The 18,316-nt window shown below is 42.8% G+C and carries 15 protein-coding genes; 6 read left to right on the top strand and 9 right to left on the bottom strand.

The window, feature by feature from the left end:
* Positions 1-89 precede the first annotated feature (89 nt).
* The 6 genes from PL9631_RS16995 to PL9631_RS16970 form a co-directional block, all read right to left on the bottom strand.
* Positions 90-860 (bottom strand): HAD family hydrolase, encoded by a 771-nt coding sequence (locus PL9631_RS16995; protein ID WP_083622091.1) that lies wholly within the window; start codon positions 858-860, stop codon positions 90-92.
* 138 nt (positions 861-998) lie between these two features.
* A complete protein-coding gene (locus PL9631_RS16990; protein WP_083622089.1) occupies positions 999-2,069 on the bottom strand; it encodes a 30S ribosomal protein S1 in 1,071 nt (356 codons plus the stop codon).
* 762 nt (positions 2,070-2,831) lie between these two features.
* Entirely contained in the window at positions 2,832-3,404 is a 573-nt protein-coding gene (gene nrdR / locus PL9631_RS16985; protein WP_083622087.1) for a transcriptional regulator NrdR, read from the bottom strand.
* A gap of 244 nt (positions 3,405-3,648) precedes the next feature.
* Positions 3,649-3,744, bottom strand: coding sequence for a photosystem II reaction center protein T (locus PL9631_RS16980; protein WP_083622085.1), 96 nt, complete (start codon positions 3,742-3,744; stop codon positions 3,649-3,651).
* Between the two features lie 227 nt (positions 3,745-3,971).
* Positions 3,972-5,501 carry a photosystem II chlorophyll-binding protein CP47 gene (psbB, locus tag PL9631_RS16975; RefSeq protein WP_083622083.1) on the bottom strand — a complete coding sequence of 510 codons (1,530 nt, stop codon included), beginning with the start codon at positions 5,499-5,501 and terminating at the stop codon, positions 3,972-3,974.
* Positions 5,502-5,928: 427 nt separating this feature from the next.
* A complete protein-coding gene (locus PL9631_RS16970) occupies positions 5,929-6,255 on the bottom strand; it encodes a hypothetical protein (RefSeq protein ID WP_083622081.1) in 327 nt (108 codons plus the stop codon).
* A 243-nt stretch (positions 6,256-6,498) separates the two neighbouring features.
* On the opposite strand from PL9631_RS16970, the gene PL9631_RS16965 reads away from it, so the two are divergent.
* Both PL9631_RS16965 and PL9631_RS16960 read left to right on the top strand, forming a co-directional pair.
* A complete protein-coding gene (locus PL9631_RS16965) occupies positions 6,499-7,125 on the top strand; it encodes a retropepsin-like aspartic protease family protein (RefSeq protein ID WP_083622080.1) in 627 nt (208 codons plus the stop codon).
* Positions 7,126-7,239: 114 nt separating this feature from the next.
* Entirely contained in the window at positions 7,240-7,821 is a 582-nt protein-coding gene (locus tag PL9631_RS16960; RefSeq protein WP_083622078.1) for a retropepsin-like aspartic protease family protein, read from the top strand.
* 188 nt (positions 7,822-8,009) lie between these two features.
* Here the strand turns inward: PL9631_RS16960 and PL9631_RS16955 are convergent, their stop codons facing one another.
* Positions 8,010-8,753 carry a creatininase family protein gene (locus PL9631_RS16955; RefSeq protein ID WP_083622076.1) on the bottom strand — a complete coding sequence of 248 codons (744 nt, stop codon included), beginning with the start codon at positions 8,751-8,753 and terminating at the stop codon, positions 8,010-8,012.
* A gap of 528 nt (positions 8,754-9,281) precedes the next feature.
* On the opposite strand from PL9631_RS16955, the gene PL9631_RS16950 reads away from it, so the two are divergent.
* The 3 genes from PL9631_RS16950 to PL9631_RS16940 all read left to right on the top strand — a co-directional run bounded on the left by PL9631_RS16950 (position 9,282) and on the right by PL9631_RS16940 (position 14,653).
* Entirely contained in the window at positions 9,282-10,022 is a 741-nt protein-coding gene (locus PL9631_RS16950) for a winged helix-turn-helix domain-containing protein (RefSeq protein WP_083622153.1), read from the top strand.
* Between the two features lie 265 nt (positions 10,023-10,287).
* On the top strand, positions 10,288-12,543 hold the full coding sequence (locus PL9631_RS16945) for a PhoX family protein (protein WP_083622075.1): 2,256 nt from the start codon (positions 10,288-10,290) through the stop codon (positions 12,541-12,543).
* 163 nt (positions 12,544-12,706) lie between these two features.
* Complete coding sequence (locus tag PL9631_RS16940; RefSeq protein WP_083622073.1) at positions 12,707-14,653, top strand: iron uptake porin; 1,947 nt, start codon at positions 12,707-12,709, stop codon at positions 14,651-14,653.
* 120 nt (positions 14,654-14,773) lie between these two features.
* On the opposite strand, the gene malQ is transcribed toward PL9631_RS16940, so the two are convergent.
* Positions 14,774-16,279 carry a 4-alpha-glucanotransferase gene (gene malQ / locus PL9631_RS16935; protein WP_083622071.1) on the bottom strand — a complete coding sequence of 502 codons (1,506 nt, stop codon included), beginning with the start codon at positions 16,277-16,279 and terminating at the stop codon, positions 14,774-14,776.
* Positions 16,280-16,636: 357 nt separating this feature from the next.
* Here malQ and PL9631_RS16930 point away from each other — a divergent pair, with 357 nt between their 5' ends.
* A complete protein-coding gene (locus tag PL9631_RS16930; RefSeq protein ID WP_083622070.1) occupies positions 16,637-17,272 on the top strand; it encodes a TMEM165/GDT1 family protein in 636 nt (211 codons plus the stop codon).
* A 32-nt stretch (positions 17,273-17,304) separates the two neighbouring features.
* Here PL9631_RS16930 and PL9631_RS16925 read toward each other — a convergent pair whose 3' ends face one another.
* Positions 17,305-18,210, bottom strand: coding sequence for a restriction endonuclease (locus PL9631_RS16925; RefSeq protein WP_083622068.1), 906 nt, complete (start codon positions 18,208-18,210; stop codon positions 17,305-17,307).
* Between the last annotated feature and the right edge of the window lie 106 nt (positions 18,211-18,316).

Genomic DNA, 18,316 nt, shown 5'->3' with positions numbered 1-18,316 from the left:
CTATCAATAGTAGGGGTAATTCATGAATTACCCCTACATCTAGGGTTACATCCCCAAATTTGCGTAAGTCCTGTGAAAGTCAAATTGTTTTAATAATCCCCGAAAGATACTCTTGGGAGTGTCAAGTGCTTAATTTTCAATTGATCCCAATGGGAGATCACCACCGTCGCCCGATTTAGGTGTTGAGGGTTGGATTGGTTCCAAAAAACCCCGACACAACCCGCAGCCCCAGCCCCGAGCGCCATATCAATATCTCCTTGAGCATCTCCCACCATTAAAGTATGGGCGGGATCAACCCCAAGGGCTTGACAAGCATTCAGGAATAAAATCGGATCGGGTTTTGTCGGGCCGCCATCTACCCCCTGATGAAAGTTAATATAGGGTTCAAGTTGATGGTGGGTAACAAAATTTTGGACTTCAGCCGTTGGAGCCGCCGACACAATTCCTAGCTTTAACCCCGCATCGGATAGGGATTTTATGGTTTCTAAACCCCCGACAAATAAGGGAGAAGGAGGGCTAGATTTCAAATATTGCTCCGCATCGGCAAAAGCATGATGGGCAATATTGACAGACTCTAACCATCCTCGTCCGGTTTCGGCAATATAAGCTGCCGCCGCAATTTCATTTTCTCGTCGGCTACCCACGGCCATTAATCCCGTTGGGTCAAGGGTATCTCCTTGAACGCCAAACGCCATTAATAAAGGTTCCCCGACTCCTGGAATTTGAGCATCAATTAAACGCGATCGCTTTTGAGCTAAGTTTCTCAAGAAATCCGCAGAATCCTCTAAGGTTCCATCCTTATCGAAAATAACAGCTTCAATATTCTTAAAGGTAATATTCTGAACTTCTAGGGTGACCAACCTCAAAGACTCCTAATTCAATTTTTAATAGGGTTTCTAATTTGTGTATCTTGAGATAGCGATTTGTCGCTGCCGCCTTGGCAAAGCTCAATAAAAAAAAGAGGGATAATCCCCCTTTTTGTCTTGATCGCTTGAAACCTATACTCCTTCAGCCACAGGTTCCACATCTTCTTCAATCGCAGACGGAATATCTTCTTCAATCGCAGAAGGAATATCTTCCTCAATCGCAGAAGGGATATCTTCCTCAATCGCAGAAGGGATATCAGCTTCATCCAGTTCCGTCGGAACTTCTTCCGTCGTGGCTCCCTGGCCCGCCGCCAAAAGTTTTTCCCGGAATTTGGCTGCCATTTCCTCAGCTTTCTCATAAACAAGCTGAGGGTTTTTAACCATAGCTCCTGGTTCGGGTTCCAGTTGTTTTGTAGAAAGGGAAATCCGACCTCGATCTGCATCTAGGTCAATAATCATGACTTTGACTTCATCGTTGACATTGAAAACACTATGGGGTGTGTCAATGTGATCGTGAGAAATCTCTGAGATGTGGAGCAGACCACTCACGCCACCAATATCAATAAACGCCCCGTAAGGTTTAATTCCTCTAACGGTTCCTGTTACCACTTCACCCACTTCTAAGCGGTTCATCTTCCGCTCAACTAAAGCCCGACGATGGCTTAAGACAAGACGATTGCGATCCTCATCAACCTCTAGGAATTTTAAGGGTAATTCTTCAGCAACGAGTTCTTCTTTAGGTTTGCGCGTACTAATATGGGAGCCTGGAATAAAGCCCCGCAATCCTTCAATCCGAACCAAGGCGCCGCCTCGATTTGTGGCAAAGACTTGAGAACGGACGGTAGCATCTTCCGCTTGCAGTTGGCGAACACGCTCCCAGGCCCGCATATACTCAATGCGACGAATGGAAAGAGTTAATTGCCCATCTTCGTTTTCATCGGTCAGGATGAAAAACTCACGGGTCTCATTAGACTGTAATACTTCATCAGGACTTTCCACCCGATTAATTGACATTTCTTGTAGTGGAATGTATGCTGCGGTCTTAGCGCCAATGTCAATCAGAGCGCCCCTTGGCTCCAGACTAAAAACTGTCCCCGCCACTACGTCACCGGGACTAAAGTGATAGTCGTATTTATCGAGTAAGGCGGCAAAATCTTCGTGGGTGAAGCCCACATCTTTTGGTTTTGTTTTCTGATTGATCATGCGAGTTTTATCCTAAAGTTGCTCCTATTAAATGGTTTTTTTGCAGTAAGCGCTCTGGTTTTTGATCATGACCGATAGGGTCAATATTTCGCTTTTTCGATCAAAACTACTGCTGACTTGACATCGTTAGTACCACCGAATACCTGTCCAAGACAGAAAAAACGAGCATTACCACGTCCAGTCAATTTTACACTCCCACTATTACATCGCGATTGACGCAAAAAGAGAGTCTTGTTTCAAAGGCTCTGTCTAGTCTTAGATCATCTCTGCCCTAAAAACCGCATCCAGATTCTTTTACACAAGCATTTGTCTAAAGCCCACTGACTGTCCGACAGCAGACCCAAAAACCTTAACTATACTCCGACTTCCCGTTCATCAATCATATCGCCCCTGTGATCAGGTATTTATATTTCGGCTGGACATTTTTTGAAGACCGAGAATCGCTAATCCTGCCGATCTTGGCACAGTTTGGTAGATTAGCTTTCCCATCCTATCATTTTTTTTCGATTTTGGATCATTTTTTAGGTCGCAACGCACCTGCCGTTAAGCTAATCAACTGTAACGGGAGTCAGGGAAGCTCCGACCGAAACAAAATTAGTGCTGATCTCTAGGTTAATGAACAGGATATTTGACGAAAGCCGATACTTTCTCGCTGACTTTTGTTTTGATATTTAGGATTTAGGCAATATATATATTTTTCCTGAATAGCCCGATAGTACCATAAACTAGAGACTCTTAGCAAACTAACGATCGGTGATTGTCTTAATGTTGAGATCCGAGTAGGGATGCAGAACACAGAGAGGCAGAGCCGTCTATTGATGAATCCTCACAGCTACAGACAGAATCTTCTTCTGCAACTATTTCCAACTTTTGAGGATGATCATTGCCCAGGGAAAAGTGATTCAACGCTTCTGCAAAATCTTTAATCCCTTGAAATTGTCGATAAACTGAAGCAAATCGGACATAAGCGACTTCACTCAAGGATTTGAGTCGGTGCAAAACCAATTCTCCAATTTCTTGAGTGGGAATTTCCCGTTGGGAACGTTGTTGCAGTTCGGCTTCAATTTCATCAATAATTGATTCTAAATCGGGAGCAGAAAGTCCTGTTTTTTCACAAGCCCGAACCATCCCGCGCAACAATTTAGAACGGTCAAAAGATTCCCGCTTTCCATCCCGCTTCGTCACCGTAATCGGCACAAATTCAATCCGTTCATAGGTGGTAAAGCGATGCTGACACTGGAGACATTCCCGTCGTCGCCGAATACTTTTACCCGATTCCGCAGCACGGGACTCAAGCACTCGACTATTCGTACATTGGCAAACTGGACACTGCATAATTAACGTCCTTTGAGCGGTTGTTTCACTGAACAGCCGTTTTCTGATCAGCGATTACAAAGCACAGCCTTTAACTCTTTAACAGTCCAATACTGAGTTATGAGAACTCAGGGTTTTATTTAAACCGGTGAACACCCGAATTCCCTGGGCAAAATTTAGGGTGATCTAGCGGTGCAAAAAGCATTAAATCAACCTTAAACCCCATGAACTCAGTATTGGAGTGGACGAAGATGCTCTAATTGAGCTATTTACCAATCCGAGGCGGTTCCCGGAAGGCAATTGCAAAAAAGAGAACTCCCAAGGCTAATGCCAAAATTAAAATGTAAGCAACACTTTCCATGTCAATTTTTCCTAAACCTATTGTTTTCTAACAGTCTACCATTGAGAGAGTGAACTACCCACTGGATTTAAACCCACATTACCAGTTTTAGAACTTAGAAAAAAATGATCAAGTTCGATCAATGAATCCCATATAAAGAAAGAGTTGGAAACTTCACGAATAAAGTTCCAACTCTTTTGAGGATTAGGGTTTACAAAAATACCCCACCAGCCCGAACTAGAGATATCCTAGACGGTCTTTTTAACACGAGTGGTTTTGTCACCCAGTTTTTGGAACAGACCCCACTCCACCTGTTCTTCCAAATCGGCTTCCACCCCAGCGAACACATCGCGGAAGATCGTCCGAGAACCGTGCCAAATATGGCCAAAGAAGAACAATAATGCAAAGCAAGCGTGAGCGTAGGTGAACCAGCCCCGGGTGCTCGTCCGAAATACACCGTCCGATCCCAAGGTTTCCCGATCAAACTCGAAGGGTTCCCCTTGTTGGGCTAAACGAGCGTATTTTTTGACGGTGGGAGCATCCTTAAAGGTTTTGCCATCTAAGTTGCCACCATAGAAACTGACCGTTACTCCAGCTTGTTCAAAGCTGTAGCGAGACTCAGCCCGACGGAAGGGAATATCTGCCCGAATCACACCGTCTTTATCCGTGAGAATCACGGGGAAGGTTTCAAAGAAGTTAGGAAGACGGCGAACCGATAATTCCCGTCCTTCAGAATCTTTGAATACGGGATGGCCTAACCAATTTTTGGCAATGCCGTCGCCGTTGTTCATGGGGCCGACCCGGAATAAACCACCTTTAGCGGGGCTATTGCCCACATAGTCATAGAAGGCGAGTTTTTCAGGAATTTTTTCCCAAGCTTGGGCATAACTATCCCCACGGGCAACGCTAGATTGTACCCGGCGTTGAATTTCCTGTTGGAAATAACCGCTATCCCATTGATAACGGGTAGGGCCAAACAGTTCGATCGGGGTAGCTGCTGAACCGTACCACATGGTTCCCGCAACTACAAAAGCTGCGAAGAATACGGCGGCAATACTGCTGGATAGGACGGTTTCAATGTTCCCCATCCGCAGGGCTTTATATAACCTTTGGGGCGGACGAACGGACAGATGGAACAGACCCGCAACAATCCCCACAACCCCGGCCGCAATATGGTGAGCCACGATTCCCCCCGCGTTAAACGGGTTAAATCCTTCTGGCCCCCAGGCTGGTGCCACGGGTTGAATACTGCCTGTAATCCCATAGGGATCGGACACCCACATTCCCGGGCCAAATAAGCCGGTTAAGTGGAAGGCTCCGAAACCAAAGCAAAGCAGACCGGATAGAAACAGGTGAATCCCAAACATTTTGGGTAAATCCAAAGCGGGTTCGCCTGTCCGGGGGTCGGTAAACAGTTCTAGATCCCAAAAGACCCAATGCCAAACGGCAGCGAGGAACAGTAAACCAGACAGAATGATATGAGTAGCCGCTACTCCTTCAAAAGACCAAATCCCCGGGTTAGTAACTGCTTCTCCGGTGAGGCTCCAGCCCCCCCAAGATTGAGTCACTCCTAAGCGGGCCATAAAGGGCATGACGAACATCCCTTGACGCCACATCGGGTTGAGGACGGGATCAGAAGGATCATAAATTGCGAGTTCATAAAGGGCCATAGATCCAGCCCAACCTGCCACCAAAGCGGTGTGCATCAGGTGTACAGAAATCAACCGTCCTGGATCATTTAGGACGACTGTGTGTACACGATACCAGGGTAGTCCCATTGACTACGCTCCTTCTAGTTGATAATGGTTACTTTTTTTTTGACACTCCCCGCTCTAAAGAGACGAGGATTCTTGATTGAGCGACTGACCTTTAAGCACTATGTCCTTGCGGCAATTCTTAAACCTCCTAACCGTACTACTGTACTAATTACAAAGTCTAAGTCACAGCTACCCCAGAGGGTCTATCTCTACTCATCTTACTAGGATACAAGCCTAGAGTTCGGGACTGTGCCGCCCTACTAAATTAATTGAACCAAATTATTTATTTTCTGGTATGGAGAATAAGTTGATTCTCTAGTTGTTTTAAGAGTTTTTGCCCCTCTTTGTCCAGTGCTTTTTGACATTTTCAGGTCTAAAGGCACTGAAATTCCCGAGAGAGCAGTAATTATAATATCACGAACCCTGACCACAATTAATCCCACACTGACTATAGGCTTTGGTTAATTTGACATTCCGTTGCAGCACTGGCTAAACGTTCTAGGACTTGTTCAGCCGTAATTAAGCGGGTAAGAACTACTTGACCAATGGTATTAGGGGAGTCGCTGGTGGTGGTCAGATCCGGTCTAACTTCTAGCATCAAGACAGAATCTTCAACCCGATACAGCCACATTTTTTCCTGTTGCTTCTGATCCCACAGACATAAATCCATTCTTTGAATATCCGGTGGACGACGCCGCAGAGCTTGATCCCACAGACCCCCTACTCCCCAGACTCGTCCAATTGTCCATCCATCGGTTAAAAAAAAGTATTTCACAGACTTCCTTAAACGAACTGACTTTGGCTCCGATTTTTTAGGATACCGCGAAAAGATCTATCGTTCTCAATTGAGGGGTAAAATTTATCTAAGGTCTTGACCGTAGATTGATCACTCAAAAGATAGCCAATCACACAAAGAGGTTATCGGTTTTGGCGTTTCTGGTTTGATGCTAGTATTTTTTCTGGAAAATTGAGATATTCCTGTCAACCCTTAAATTAATTATTGACAACTATTGAAATCATGAACAATTCCCCTTGTTTTCTCGGGTTGGTGACTCGTCGATTTCCGAATCAAAGTTTATCTCAATTCATCTCACGGGTTTGTATTCTATTATCAACAACAGGGTTAATATTTACCAATGGGATTGGTGCTTTGTCTCAGGAACATCCCGGTTGTTTTATGAAAACAAAAGCCGGAGAGGTTATGTCTTTAAATGGAAACGTCTGTATCTTTCCACAAACTGATGAAAAAACGATAGTTTCTCCCCTCTCAACCCCTGGAGTTTATCAGGCTAAAATTATCAAAAAAGAACAAGGAATTCCGGTAATTGAAGCCATATTTAATGATCAAGTTACCTTTGAAATGATGGTAGATACCGGAGCTAGTGGAACGGTGATTACTCCTATGATGGCGGGACGGTTAAAGGTCGTTCCTATTGGTCGGGTTAAAGCAGATACACCGAGTCAGAAGGGAGTTGAATTTGATTTGGGTTCTATTCAAAGTCTGAATGTGGCTGGGGCTGTTAAAAGTAATATTACCGTTGCGATCGCTCCGATGTTAAATGTGGGTTTATTGGGGCAAGATTTCTTTGGTGAATATGATGTTACTATTAAGGAAGATGTGGTTGAGTTTCGAGCCAGACAATAAACGATAAACACAACTTCCATGAAACCATGGGATTAATTAATCCCGATGAATATTTGGGGAATAATTTAAGGATTGAACGCTCTAATTTTTGAATCAGAATAATGGGGTGAGACTATGATCAAAGCAATTTCGATCCGTTCCTATACCCTTAAACTTAGTTTTACTTTCCTTTTGACGGGAGGTTTATTAAATAGTATTTCAGTCAAAGCTCAAGAATATCCAGGCTGTTTTATTCGGGAACGATCTGGAGATGTAGTTAATTTAACCCAGTCTGTTTGTGGTTTATTTCCTACTTCTGCTCCCCTATCTGCTAACCCTAAAACCGAGGGAATTTTTCAAATTCCTATTAAACGCCGACAAGGAGGAATTCCAGTTATTGATGTTAGTTTTAATGGTCAAAAATCCTTTGAAATGTTATTAGATACGGGAGCGAGTGGGGTAGTAATTACTGCGGAAATGGCATTAGCCTTAGCCGTTAAACCCACTGGAGTTATACCTGTTAATACAGCCAGCGATCGCAAAATCAATCAAGAAATTGGTCGTGTGAGTTCTATTAATGTCGGAGGGTTACAGATGAAAGATATAGAAGTTTCTATTTCTCCCGTATTGGAAATTGGACTTTTAGGACAAAGTTTTTTTGGAAATTACGATATCTCAATTAAACAAGATACCATAGAATTTCGCGCCAGAGCCTAATCAGTAAACAGTTATCAGTAAACAGTTATCAGTGGTAGAGATAACCCAAGTTATTAAGTAGCTAAATTGGGGATTGGGAAATCGTAAAATCTCTGCTGCCTAGGATATACAGTTTAAATACTAAACAGTTTATTAACTTCTCAACCGATAAATTATGAACTGTTTACTCTTTGACTGATCACTAATTACTAATTACCGAGGAAACTTAAGTAGGTTTGACTGAGTTCCTTAACAGCTAATTCATAAAATTGTTGACCCTGTTCAGGCGTAGCCAAGGCGGGGTTAGATCCCATGCGACCATCAGGATAGTGTTGGCGAAAATCCTCCGGGCCATAAATCGGATATCCAGAAGCCACTTCCGGTGTCAGGAAACCTTGTTTAATCGAATCAGGATAAACGTATTGGGTTAAGGCGACTTCGCTGGGTGTGGCGTGAGAACCTTCTTGATCGCCATAGAGTTCTTTTGCTAATTTATAGACGGAGCCACACATAAACCAATTGCCGATTTGACATTTGACTTGATGGGCTTTGGGTATATTGATATCGGCTAAATGGGCGTAGGTTTCAGAAAAAGCTGCTTTCAGGGTGGCAATATTTCCCCCGTGTCCATTAATAAAAAAGTAGTGGGTAAATCCAACTTTCGCTAAACTGGTGATATAATCATTGATTACCCGAATCAAAGTCGTGGGTCGTAGGCTGATAGTACCTGGAAAAGCCGTGTGGTGTAATGCCATACCAACATTGATAGTCGGGCTAACTAAGGCCCCGATTGCTTCTCCAACTCCTTTGGCGATCGCTTCGGCGCAAATCGCATCAGTGCCGATTAACCCAGTTGGCCCATGTTGTTCTGTGGAACCAATCGGAATAATGATGCCGCTTTGGTGAGTCAGATAAACTTCTACTTCTTGCCAGGTACTCAGATGTAGTAACATTATGTTAAGTTAAATTAAGTTATACCTATTTAAAATTTCAGATCTACTCTTATTGTAGTGACTCGGGTGCTCTGTTCATCAAGTGAAAACAGAAGTTAAACCAATTCTTAGGAATTAACCCGCGAGTAACGGAAAAGATAATCCGTTGAGAAATTTTAATGTGATTAGAATAATTTAACCTAAAGATTACCCTGGCTTTACCTTGTGTTAACCTTCTCCTAATAACATAGGAGCCATCTCCACTTATTAGATTCCAAACAATCAGGCAAATTGAGCGTGAAAAATGCTTAAAAACCTAGAACCGAGGCTAAATCAGGATGGATCTGACGACCCCCCAACAAAACCCGGGGTTGGATTTACTGCGGTAGTCCAATATCGGTCGTCTCTGTGTGAAGGAATTCGCAATGGGGAACATAATTACGTTGGATGGTTGACCCTTGGCTAAATCCTCAGACTGTCAAAGGGTTTAAAGCGACAATAGCCAGTTTCAATACTTTTTCATCATCCAACCCACAACAACAAGTTTTTATGTTTTCTCCTGAATTAAGCAAGAGTCCTTACCTTTCCGATGTAAGACAGAATGGCCATATCTTACTTTTGGAAAACGAACAGCCTTGGCGAGAAATGCTTTCCCTAGCTTTGGAAGAACAGGGTTATCGGGTTACAGTGACTTCAGATGGACGGGATGCTCTGCCCTCAATCCAAAACCCTAATTATCCCGTCGGTGATTTTCCGTTCAACCTTCTGATTATGGACTCGATCAACGGTTTAGATCTGTGTCGTATGTTACGACATCAGGGAAATTCCGTAGCCATTTTAATTATCGGGTTGCGCGAGAGCGCGAATAATTCGGCTTTTTACCTAGAAGCGGGAGCCGACGACTATTTAACGAAACCTTTCGGAATGCGGGAGTTTATGGCACGTTGTCGGGCCTTAATGCGACGAAGACGCTATTGTCAACTGCCAGAGCCAGTCATGCTGCAATATAAAGAAGTAGTTTTGTATCAAGAGGAATGTCGGGTTCTGGTTCGTGGCCAAGAGGTGAAACTATCTCCTAAACAGTTTCGTTTACTAGAGCTATTTCTCAGTTATCCTCGGCGAGTTTGGTCACGAGAACAATTATTAGACATCATTTGGGGACAAGATTTTATCGGCGATAGCAAAACCGTTGATGTTCATATCCGCTGGTTACGGGAAAACCTAGAATTAGATCCAAGCAAACCCGAATATGTGATTACAGTTCGGGGGTTTGGCTATCGATTTGGATAAAGTGAGATAAATTTTCGCGCTGTTTAATTTTTGTACTCAATCTAGTTTGAATACATTCCCTAACCCTCTATTCTTCGAGTCTGGAGGGAATGTTTATTGGTATAAAATTTTTAATTGATTAATACAGCACTACCCATTACCGTTAGGACACTCCTAAATCCTAAAACCATTTCACAGCTTACTGTTCCCTGTTCCCTGTTCCCTGTTCCCTGTTCCCTGTTCCCTGTTCCCTGTTCCCTAGCGCGTAGCGCTATAGCCATAATTTATGTCTGTAAATCGTCGCGATTTTCTATTCTTTTTGGGTGCAGGATTTACGACCTTAGCCGTTGGTTCCTGTCAAAATTCCTCAAAACTACCTAAAATTTTCTCATCCCCGGAACCTAAATTTCCTGAATCTTTACCCTTTCAACCGATTAAGGGGCCTTTACCTAATGCTTTAGATGGGATTAAAGCCCAAACTTCTAAATCCGTAATTCCAGTTAGTGATAATTCTCTTTCTGAACAAATTCAAGCCTATAGTACCTACGAAGTCATTGATGATTTAGTTCTACCAGAAGGATTTACTTATGATGTAATTGCCACTTGGGGAGACAAAGTGGGAAATTCTCGCTTTGGCTATAACAATGATTATGTTTCCTTTATCGCAACGGGAGAAGATCAAGGATTTTTAACCGTTAACTTTGAATATATTAGTGCTGCTCTTTGGTTAGAAACATATCAACAGATTATCGGTAAACCTTTACCTGTAAAAAATCTTCAATCCTCCGAGCCAAAGCAAACAATTAACGCTTTTGAATTACCTCAAAAAGACCCCTTACGCCGAGATATTTTAAAACTCTCTCAGGAAGGCTTAACCGATTTAGGTATAGGTGTAATTTCTGTTGAGCGTCAAGCTGATGGTCGCTGGGTGAGAACCTATTCAACTACTGATCGAATGATTACCGGACTATCGGGGTGGAAAAATAAGCAATATTTAAAAGCGACCGGGCCAGCCGTTGCCGTATTTACCAAAAAAGGTCAGGGGTATAATGATCAATTAGGTTCCAAAATTATTGGAACTTTCGCCAATTGTGCGGGGGGAACTACACCTTGGGGGACGGTATTAAGTGCGGAGGAAAATTTTCAAAGTCAAGTAACTGAAGCTGTTTATCCCGATGGAACAACTTATCCTCCCCGTGAAACCCCCTTTTTATTAGAGAAAATGGAAGGTTTGGGTAATGTCTTTGGACTAGCAGGGAATAAGTATGGTTGGATTGTAGAAGTTGATCCGACAAACCCCAAGGACTATGGCACAAAACATACTTGGTTAGGACGTTATCGCCATGAAGCGGTGGGAATTCGGGTGGAATTCGGTCAACCCTTAGCATTTTATTCAGGATGCGATCGCCGAAGTGGACATCTCTATAAATTTGTTAGTAAAGGGAAGGTTAAAAATCCCCAAGACAAAAAAAATTCCCAGTTATTAGCGGATGGGATATTATATGCGGCCAAATTTAACTCCGATGGTACAGGGCAATGGATTCCTTTAAAAGCAGATACAGCAATCAATCCTGACCAGCCTGATGTTCATGCCGGGGGAGTTATTGCTTTACCTCAACGACCAAAAGGGGGAAGTTTTATTGCTAAAACCGATAAAGACATCCAAAACTTCAAAAAACGGTTTAAGACCCTAGGAGATTTGTATACCGGAAATCCAGAAGAAAAACAAGGGGCAATTTTAATTGATGCCCATTTAGCTGCGAGTGCCGTGGGCGCGACCTGTGCCGCCCGTCCCGAAGATACAGAAATAGGGCCAGATGGATCTTTATTTATTGCCTTTACATCAGGTACGGCCGATGCTGAAACCGGCGGCCCCAACCTAGAAATTTTTCAAGCTCCTTCTGAAAAAAAACAATATGAATACGGATGGCTGATGCGTTTAGTAGAAGAAGGGAATGTTCCCCAGGCCATGACCTTTCGATGGGAAATGGTCGCCACCGGAGGAGAAGTCGCCCAAGGAGGGTTAGGATTTTCTAACCCCGATAATTTAGCCCTTGATGCGATCGGGAATTTATGGATGGTGACGGATATTGCCACTAATAAACAGAATGAACCCGTTGCCCCAGGTCGTCTGAATGACAACCAACAACCCTTAGAAGGCACAGATTTATTGGGTCTGTATGGCAATAATTCCCTTTGGTTTCTGCCCACATCAGGGGAATATGGGGGTCAAGCCTTTTTATTTGCCATGGGGCCAATGGACTGCGAACTAACTGGGCCGTTTTTTACGCCCGATCAAAAAACCCTATTTATTGCTGTCCAACATCCGGGCGAATATAACCGCACCCGTAAGGACAGGGCAACAAAAACCCTCCAATTTGCTTTGCAAACCACCCAAGGAGAAGAATTTATGCAAACTCGTCAAGTTCCTGTGGGGTCAAACTGGCCAGGTAAAGAACCCAACGATCCCCCTAAACCCTCATTAGTCGCAATTCGACGGATCAATTCACAACAAATTGTAGAGAAGCCAAACCCTCTCTAAGTAAAGGTTATACCGATTGAATCTGGTTGAAAACAAGTCTTAACTTTTGTTCCCCCACTTGACTCTGGAAAAACTCTAGTTAAGATATGATACTATTGGTTCAGTCGAGCTAGGGACTCCCTTGCTTTGTGGTATTTTAAGTGTCGGTGTGAGAATTGAGATGATGAACAAAGTTTTATTGAACACTCTAAAGCAAAGTCCAGGCGTTCTGGGAGCGGCTATTCTCTTAACGAATGCAGCCTTCGCAACCGAGGCTCCTTCGGAGAAATTGGCAAATGCGACAGATACAGCGACCATCACCCTCGAAGCTGCCCTTGCAGTTCCGACCTCTGGACAGAATACTGAGTTGCAACCTCAAGCCAATTCCGAGTCATCCACAGAGCAACTTGCCCTGTCTTTGACTCCTGATGTTGCAGTCGAACCCACGGCTTTAGTCGAAGGTGAGGCTACCGCGACGAATGAACCGGAGACTGTTGCCACGGCTCAACAGTTAAACAGCCCAACTTCAGAGGCTTCGGCCCCACTACAAACTGCTCAAGCTTCTGAGTTCCAAGTGGCTCAGATGTCATCAACGGAGCCGAGCGAAACCGGTGTCTCAGGCTTAGAACAAATTAACGAATATGCTGAAGCTGCCGATGCCCTAGAGCAAGTCACTTCAGTTTCTCAATTATCGGACGTTCAACCAACTGACTGGGCATTCCAGGCTTTGCAATCCTTGGTTGAACGCTATGGTTGTATCGCGGGCTATCCCGATGGAACCTTTAAAGGCAACCGGGCTATGACTCGTTTTGAGTTTGCCGCGGGTTTAAATGCCTGTTTAGAGCGGGTTAACGAACTGATTGCTGCGTCTGTAGCCAATTTAGTTACCCGGGAAGATTTAGCCGTTCTGCAACGGTTACAAGAAGAATTTGCGGCGGAATTAGCCACTCTACGCGGTCGTGTCTATGCCTTAGAAGCTAGAACTGCCGAATTAGAAGCCAATCAGTTCTCCACCACCACCAAACTCCGTGGAGAGGTTATCTTCTGGGGTGGCGATGCGGCTGGAGATCGAGCAACAAATAACGTTGTTGGTCAGTTCGCCCATGAGGATAGCGACCCCACGGAAGCCTATTTTGGCTACCGCGCTCGTTTAAACTTTGATACCAGTTTCACGGGCCAGGATTTGTTGAGAACTCGTTTACAAGCTCAATCTATTCCTAACCTGTCGGATTTCGACATCACCAATACCTTGATGAGTCGTACGTCCATTGATGGTCGGAACGATGGTGTCGTTTTAGATGAGTTGTACTATCGCTTCCCCATCGCCAATGCCAAAGGCCAAGTCTACGTTGGGGCCAAGGGTCTTGACAATGATGACATCTATGACACCATAACCCCCTTTGGTGGTTCTGGAGATGGAGCTCTCTCTCGCTTTGGTCGTTATAACCCGACTACCTTCCGGGGGCCTCAAGGAACAGGTATTGGTCTGAAATATGCCTTTAGTGACAAGGTTAAACTCAATTTAGGCTACGTCACTGACCGAGCCGAATTTGCTGACGAAGGAAATGGTATCTTCAATGGCGGTTACAGTACGGGTCTACAATTGGTGTTCAAACCCAATCCTAATATTGGTGTGGGTTTAGAGTATAACCACCGTTATTTTACTAATGGCAGTGTGTTTGTCTCTGGGGGAACAGGTAGTTGGATTGCCGATAAACCTTTTGGTGAGAATGCTACAACCAGCGAAAACGTAGGGTTCCAAGCTAACTGGCGCATCTCCAAGAACTTTGAGTTGGGTGGCTGGTTTGGTTCCACCTGGGCTAACCAACAGAATGGTGGTGATGATACCGCAAATATCATTAACTGGGCTGTTTCCTTTGCGTTCCCTGATGTCTTCAAAGAAGGCGGTTTAGGGGGTCTGATTGTGGGGATGCCTCCTCAAGTGACCAGCCATGATATCAGTGCTTTAGAAGATAAAGATACCTCGATTCACATTGAAGGTTTCTACCGCTATCCTCTAAACGACTACATCTCCATTACTCCTGGATTTTATGTCGTCACCAATCCTGATCACAATGACAACAACAATACTATCGTGGTCGGAACTCTGCGGACTCAATTCCGCTTCTAAATCAGCTTAAAGACTTGCCTTAGCGCGGGTCTTTACCTGTTATTACTTTAAAAATTGTCAGTTAAGAGTTAATTCTCTTGACTGACAATTTCTTTTTTTGACCCCTAACTTAATCCCGATTTAATGGGGTTGACGACCGTAGGTTTCGGTTAGAAATTTGAGACGTTCTCCAATTTCCTCAGTTAATACTCCGGGTTGAAAACGCCAAGCCCAGTTTCCTTCCGCTTCCCCGGGCATATTCATTTTTGCTTCACTCCCTAGACCTAAAATATCCTGTAGGGGGAAAATAGCTTGATTCGCCACACAGGACATGGCTAACCGAATTAAATCCCAATGAATCCCATAACCGGAGGTACAGCCCAAATAACGGGTAACTCTGGCTTGTTCCTGTAAACTGCGACGGTTAAACCAACCCACCGTTGTATCGTTATCATGGGTTCCGGTATAAACCACCCAATTAGCGGAGCCGTAATTATAAGGTAAATAGGGATTACCTGACCCAGAATCAAAGGCAAAATGTAGAATTTTCATGCCGGGTAAACCATATTTATCCCGCAATTCTTCCACTTCTGGAGTAATCATTCCCAAATCTTCGGCAATAATGGGAAGTTTGCCCAATTTCTCATTTAATAAGCTAAAGAAGGCATCTCCAGGTGCTTGTAACCATTGACCGTTAATCGCAGTTGTTTCTCCTTGGGAAACAGCCCAAAACGATTCTAAACCGCGAAAATGATCAATTCTAACTAAGTCTAAATAGCCTAATAAGGATTCAATTCGTTGCAGCCACCAATAGAATCCGTCCTGTTGCAAACGTTCCCAATTATAGACAGGATTTCCCCACAATTGACCTGTGGCACTAAAATAATCTGGTGGAACTCCAGCCATTAAGGCCGCTTCTCCGGTTTCTTCATCTAAACAAAAGATTTCAGGATGTGACCAAACATCAGCACTATCATGGGCAACATAAATCGCTAAGTCTCCAAAAATTTGGATACCCTGCTCGTTAGCATATTGTTTGAGTTTTGACCATTGTTTGAAAAATTGAAATTGTAGAAATTTATGATAATAGATGGGTTTAGCTAACTTTTCTCCCCATTTATGTAGGGATTCCTGTTTCCGTTGGGCAATTCCTTCTTCCCATTGATTCCAACTTTCTCCATTGAATGTCTCTTTAAGAGACATAAAAATGGCATAATCATCTAACCAGTAGTTACTGCGAGTACAAAATTGATTAAATTCTTCTTCCTGTTCTTCTGTGGCATTGGCTTTAAAAGTAACACAGGCTTGATGAAACAGTTTTTCTTTAAAGGCTTTAACCGCATCAAAATTAACAATATGATGGGGGAAGTGGGGCGGATTTGCTAAGTCTTCATCGGTTAATAATTCATCCTCTTTTAAGAGTTCTAAACTAATTAATAAGGGATTTCCCGCAAAAGCAGAATAGGATAAATAGGGAGAATTTCCAAATCCAGTGGGGCCAAGGGGTAGGACTTGCCAAAGTTGTTGGGCGCTCTGTTTTAAAAAATTAACGAATTGATAGGCGACGGGGCCAATATCCCCAACACCAAAGGGACTGGGTAAGGATGTGGGGTGCAGTAGGATACCGCTAGAACGGGGAAATGACATAGGGATTAACGATAAGGGTTATACAAATGTGCCAAGGATCAACTCCAGTTGCCATTGAAAATCACACCAACGGATTTGATCCATCCTCTGATCTTACGACTAAGGGGAAGTCCTGTTTGATCAATTTTTTGAGGGAGCGCTGCAATAGGGAGCATCTTCAGAGGGTGTTGATGTTCTCTGAGTAGAGTGGACTTAAAGATAAAATCATGAATTTATTATGAAATTATTATGATTCATTTATGAATAAAAGCCATAATTTTAATGAATAAAAGACTTAAAAATAGAAGAATTTTATGGTAAAGTAAAAAGGCAAAAGTTTGCTGGCTGTTTTTTATCCCATTTAATTTGATTGAAATTATGCTCACTGGTTTTACCGCTGCTCTCTTACTGATTACAATTTCAGAACTTGGAGATAAAACGTTTTTTATTGCGGTTATTTTGTCATCAAAATATAACAGAAAAGTTGTATTTTTGGGTGTAGTAGCCGCATTGGCAACGATGACGGTTATCTCTGTTGCGGTAGGGCAGATATTTTCATTTTTACCTCGGATTTATATTCATTATGCCGAGATTATTTTATTTGCTCTATTTGGGGTAAAACTATTATATGATGCCAATAAAATGTCTAGGAATGTTGGTACGAATGAAGAACAGGAAGAAGCAGTAGAAGCGGTAGAAAAAGCTAATATTAAGTTTGCCAAAGGCAAAACTAAATGGAAAATTTTATTGGAATCTTTTTTGTTGACTTTTGTGGCGGAATGGGGCGATCGCACTCAAATTGCAACGATCGCGTTAGCGACCTTTCATAATCCGGTTGGGGTGATTATGGGGGGAATTGTCGGTCATACTATTTGCGCGGCAATTGCGGTCTTAGGAGGGAAATTAATAGCAGGAAGATTATCGGAACGGACGATTACTATTATTGGGGGTTGTCTATTTTTAGTGTTTAGTGCAGTAGCATTATTCAAAGGAGTTGAAGGTTCTATTGCTTAGGATTAAATATTTCCTGAAATTCTTCTCTAATTTTATAGGTGATTAAACCAATTGTGATCAATTTCAACCACTTCAATCATTTTAGTTTCAACTCCCAAACTCAAATCTTTAAGAATTTGACACAATTGTTCCCCATCAATTAAATCTAATACAGGGGCACCATCCCGGGTTGCTTCTTGTTTAGCTGAACTGGTAAAAGTTCCTGTAGTTAGAAATAAACCTTTATCAGTTCTTCCTACCATCGCCCCGCGAAAATCTCGAATTTCAGAAGGGCCAACAGAACCTTTATAACGTTTACATTGAAAGAATACTTGAAAACTCAAAAGGGCAATTTTTAAGACTCCAATTCCATCAATTCCTCCATCTCCTTTTCTTCCGGTGACTTCAACTTTAATAAAGCCCGATTCTCTTAAAATTCGTTGACATAACCGTTCAAAACTATCGGGAGAAATTTGTTGTAAAATTTCTAATAGTTTTTCTATCCAAATATCAGAACTAACAGGAATTTGATCCTGGTCTGAAATAGATTCTATAGTTTCAATTGTAGGTTGTATTAATAAATTAAAATCTTGAACAGATTCAATAATTATCTTTTCAGTTTTCTTTCTTGTTGTTTGATTGACAAATCTATTAATTTCTTTAGGATTAATAACTTGCAGGTTTCTACCTTTCTCCGTCAGTGACCATACTCCTCGCCCTACACTTTCTAAAACTCCAGATACTTTTAAATAAGTTCTTACCCAACCTAAACGATAGGCAATTTCTGTCTGTGGCCCTTGTTTGTGTAAAATACTTTGTTGTGGTTCTGATAAACTTTGAAGTTGACAGACTTTATCATGAATTTCTTGCACTGTTCCTGAACCTCCTAAAGATTCAAGAGCTTTAATAGTGGGATCAAATAAATGGCTATGGGAGGGAATATTCAAGGATTGATTCATCGTTTGAGAAGTGGCGATCGCATCAAACTACTATACTATAGGATCAGTTAGAGGTGTCAATTTATCCCTATATTATTCAGGGGGAGGAAAACCCCTGATGGTTAAC

It is taken from the genome of Planktothrix paucivesiculata PCC 9631, assembly GCF_900009265.2.
Taxonomy (GTDB): Bacteria; Cyanobacteriota; Cyanobacteriia; order Cyanobacteriales; family Microcoleaceae; genus Planktothrix; species Planktothrix paucivesiculata.
Note: the sequence above shows the minus strand (reverse complement) of the source record. Positions and strands in the feature narration are given on the sequence as shown.

Excerpts from the sequence above, each read along its gene's own strand:
- PL9631_RS16990 (WP_083622089.1), bottom strand. The coding sequence starts at position 2,069 with ATGATCAATCAGAAAACAAAACCAAAAGATGTGGGCTTCACCCACGAA.
- nrdR (WP_083622087.1), bottom strand. The coding sequence starts at position 3,404 with ATGCAGTGTCCAGTTTGCCAATGTACGAATAGTCGAGTGCTTGAGTCC.
- PL9631_RS16980 (WP_083622085.1), bottom strand. The coding sequence starts at position 3,744 with ATGGAAAGTGTTGCTTACATTTTAATTTTGGCATTAGCCTTGGGAGTT.
- psbB (WP_083622083.1), bottom strand. The coding sequence starts at position 5,501 with ATGGGACTACCCTGGTATCGTGTACACACAGTCGTCCTAAATGATCCA.
- PL9631_RS16965 (WP_083622080.1), top strand. The coding sequence starts at position 6,499 with ATGAACAATTCCCCTTGTTTTCTCGGGTTGGTGACTCGTCGATTTCCG.
- PL9631_RS16960 (WP_083622078.1), top strand. The coding sequence starts at position 7,240 with ATGATCAAAGCAATTTCGATCCGTTCCTATACCCTTAAACTTAGTTTT.
- PL9631_RS16955 (WP_083622076.1), bottom strand. The coding sequence starts at position 8,753 with ATGTTACTACATCTGAGTACCTGGCAAGAAGTAGAAGTTTATCTGACT.
- PL9631_RS16950 (WP_083622153.1), top strand. The coding sequence starts at position 9,282 with ATGTTTTCTCCTGAATTAAGCAAGAGTCCTTACCTTTCCGATGTAAGA.
- PL9631_RS16945 (WP_083622075.1), top strand. The coding sequence starts at position 10,288 with ATGTCTGTAAATCGTCGCGATTTTCTATTCTTTTTGGGTGCAGGATTT.
- PL9631_RS16940 (WP_083622073.1), top strand. The coding sequence starts at position 12,707 with ATGAACAAAGTTTTATTGAACACTCTAAAGCAAAGTCCAGGCGTTCTG.
- malQ (WP_083622071.1), bottom strand. The coding sequence starts at position 16,279 with ATGTCATTTCCCCGTTCTAGCGGTATCCTACTGCACCCCACATCCTTA.
- PL9631_RS16930 (WP_083622070.1), top strand. The coding sequence starts at position 16,637 with ATGCTCACTGGTTTTACCGCTGCTCTCTTACTGATTACAATTTCAGAA.
- PL9631_RS16925 (WP_083622068.1), bottom strand. The coding sequence starts at position 18,210 with ATGAATCAATCCTTGAATATTCCCTCCCATAGCCATTTATTTGATCCC.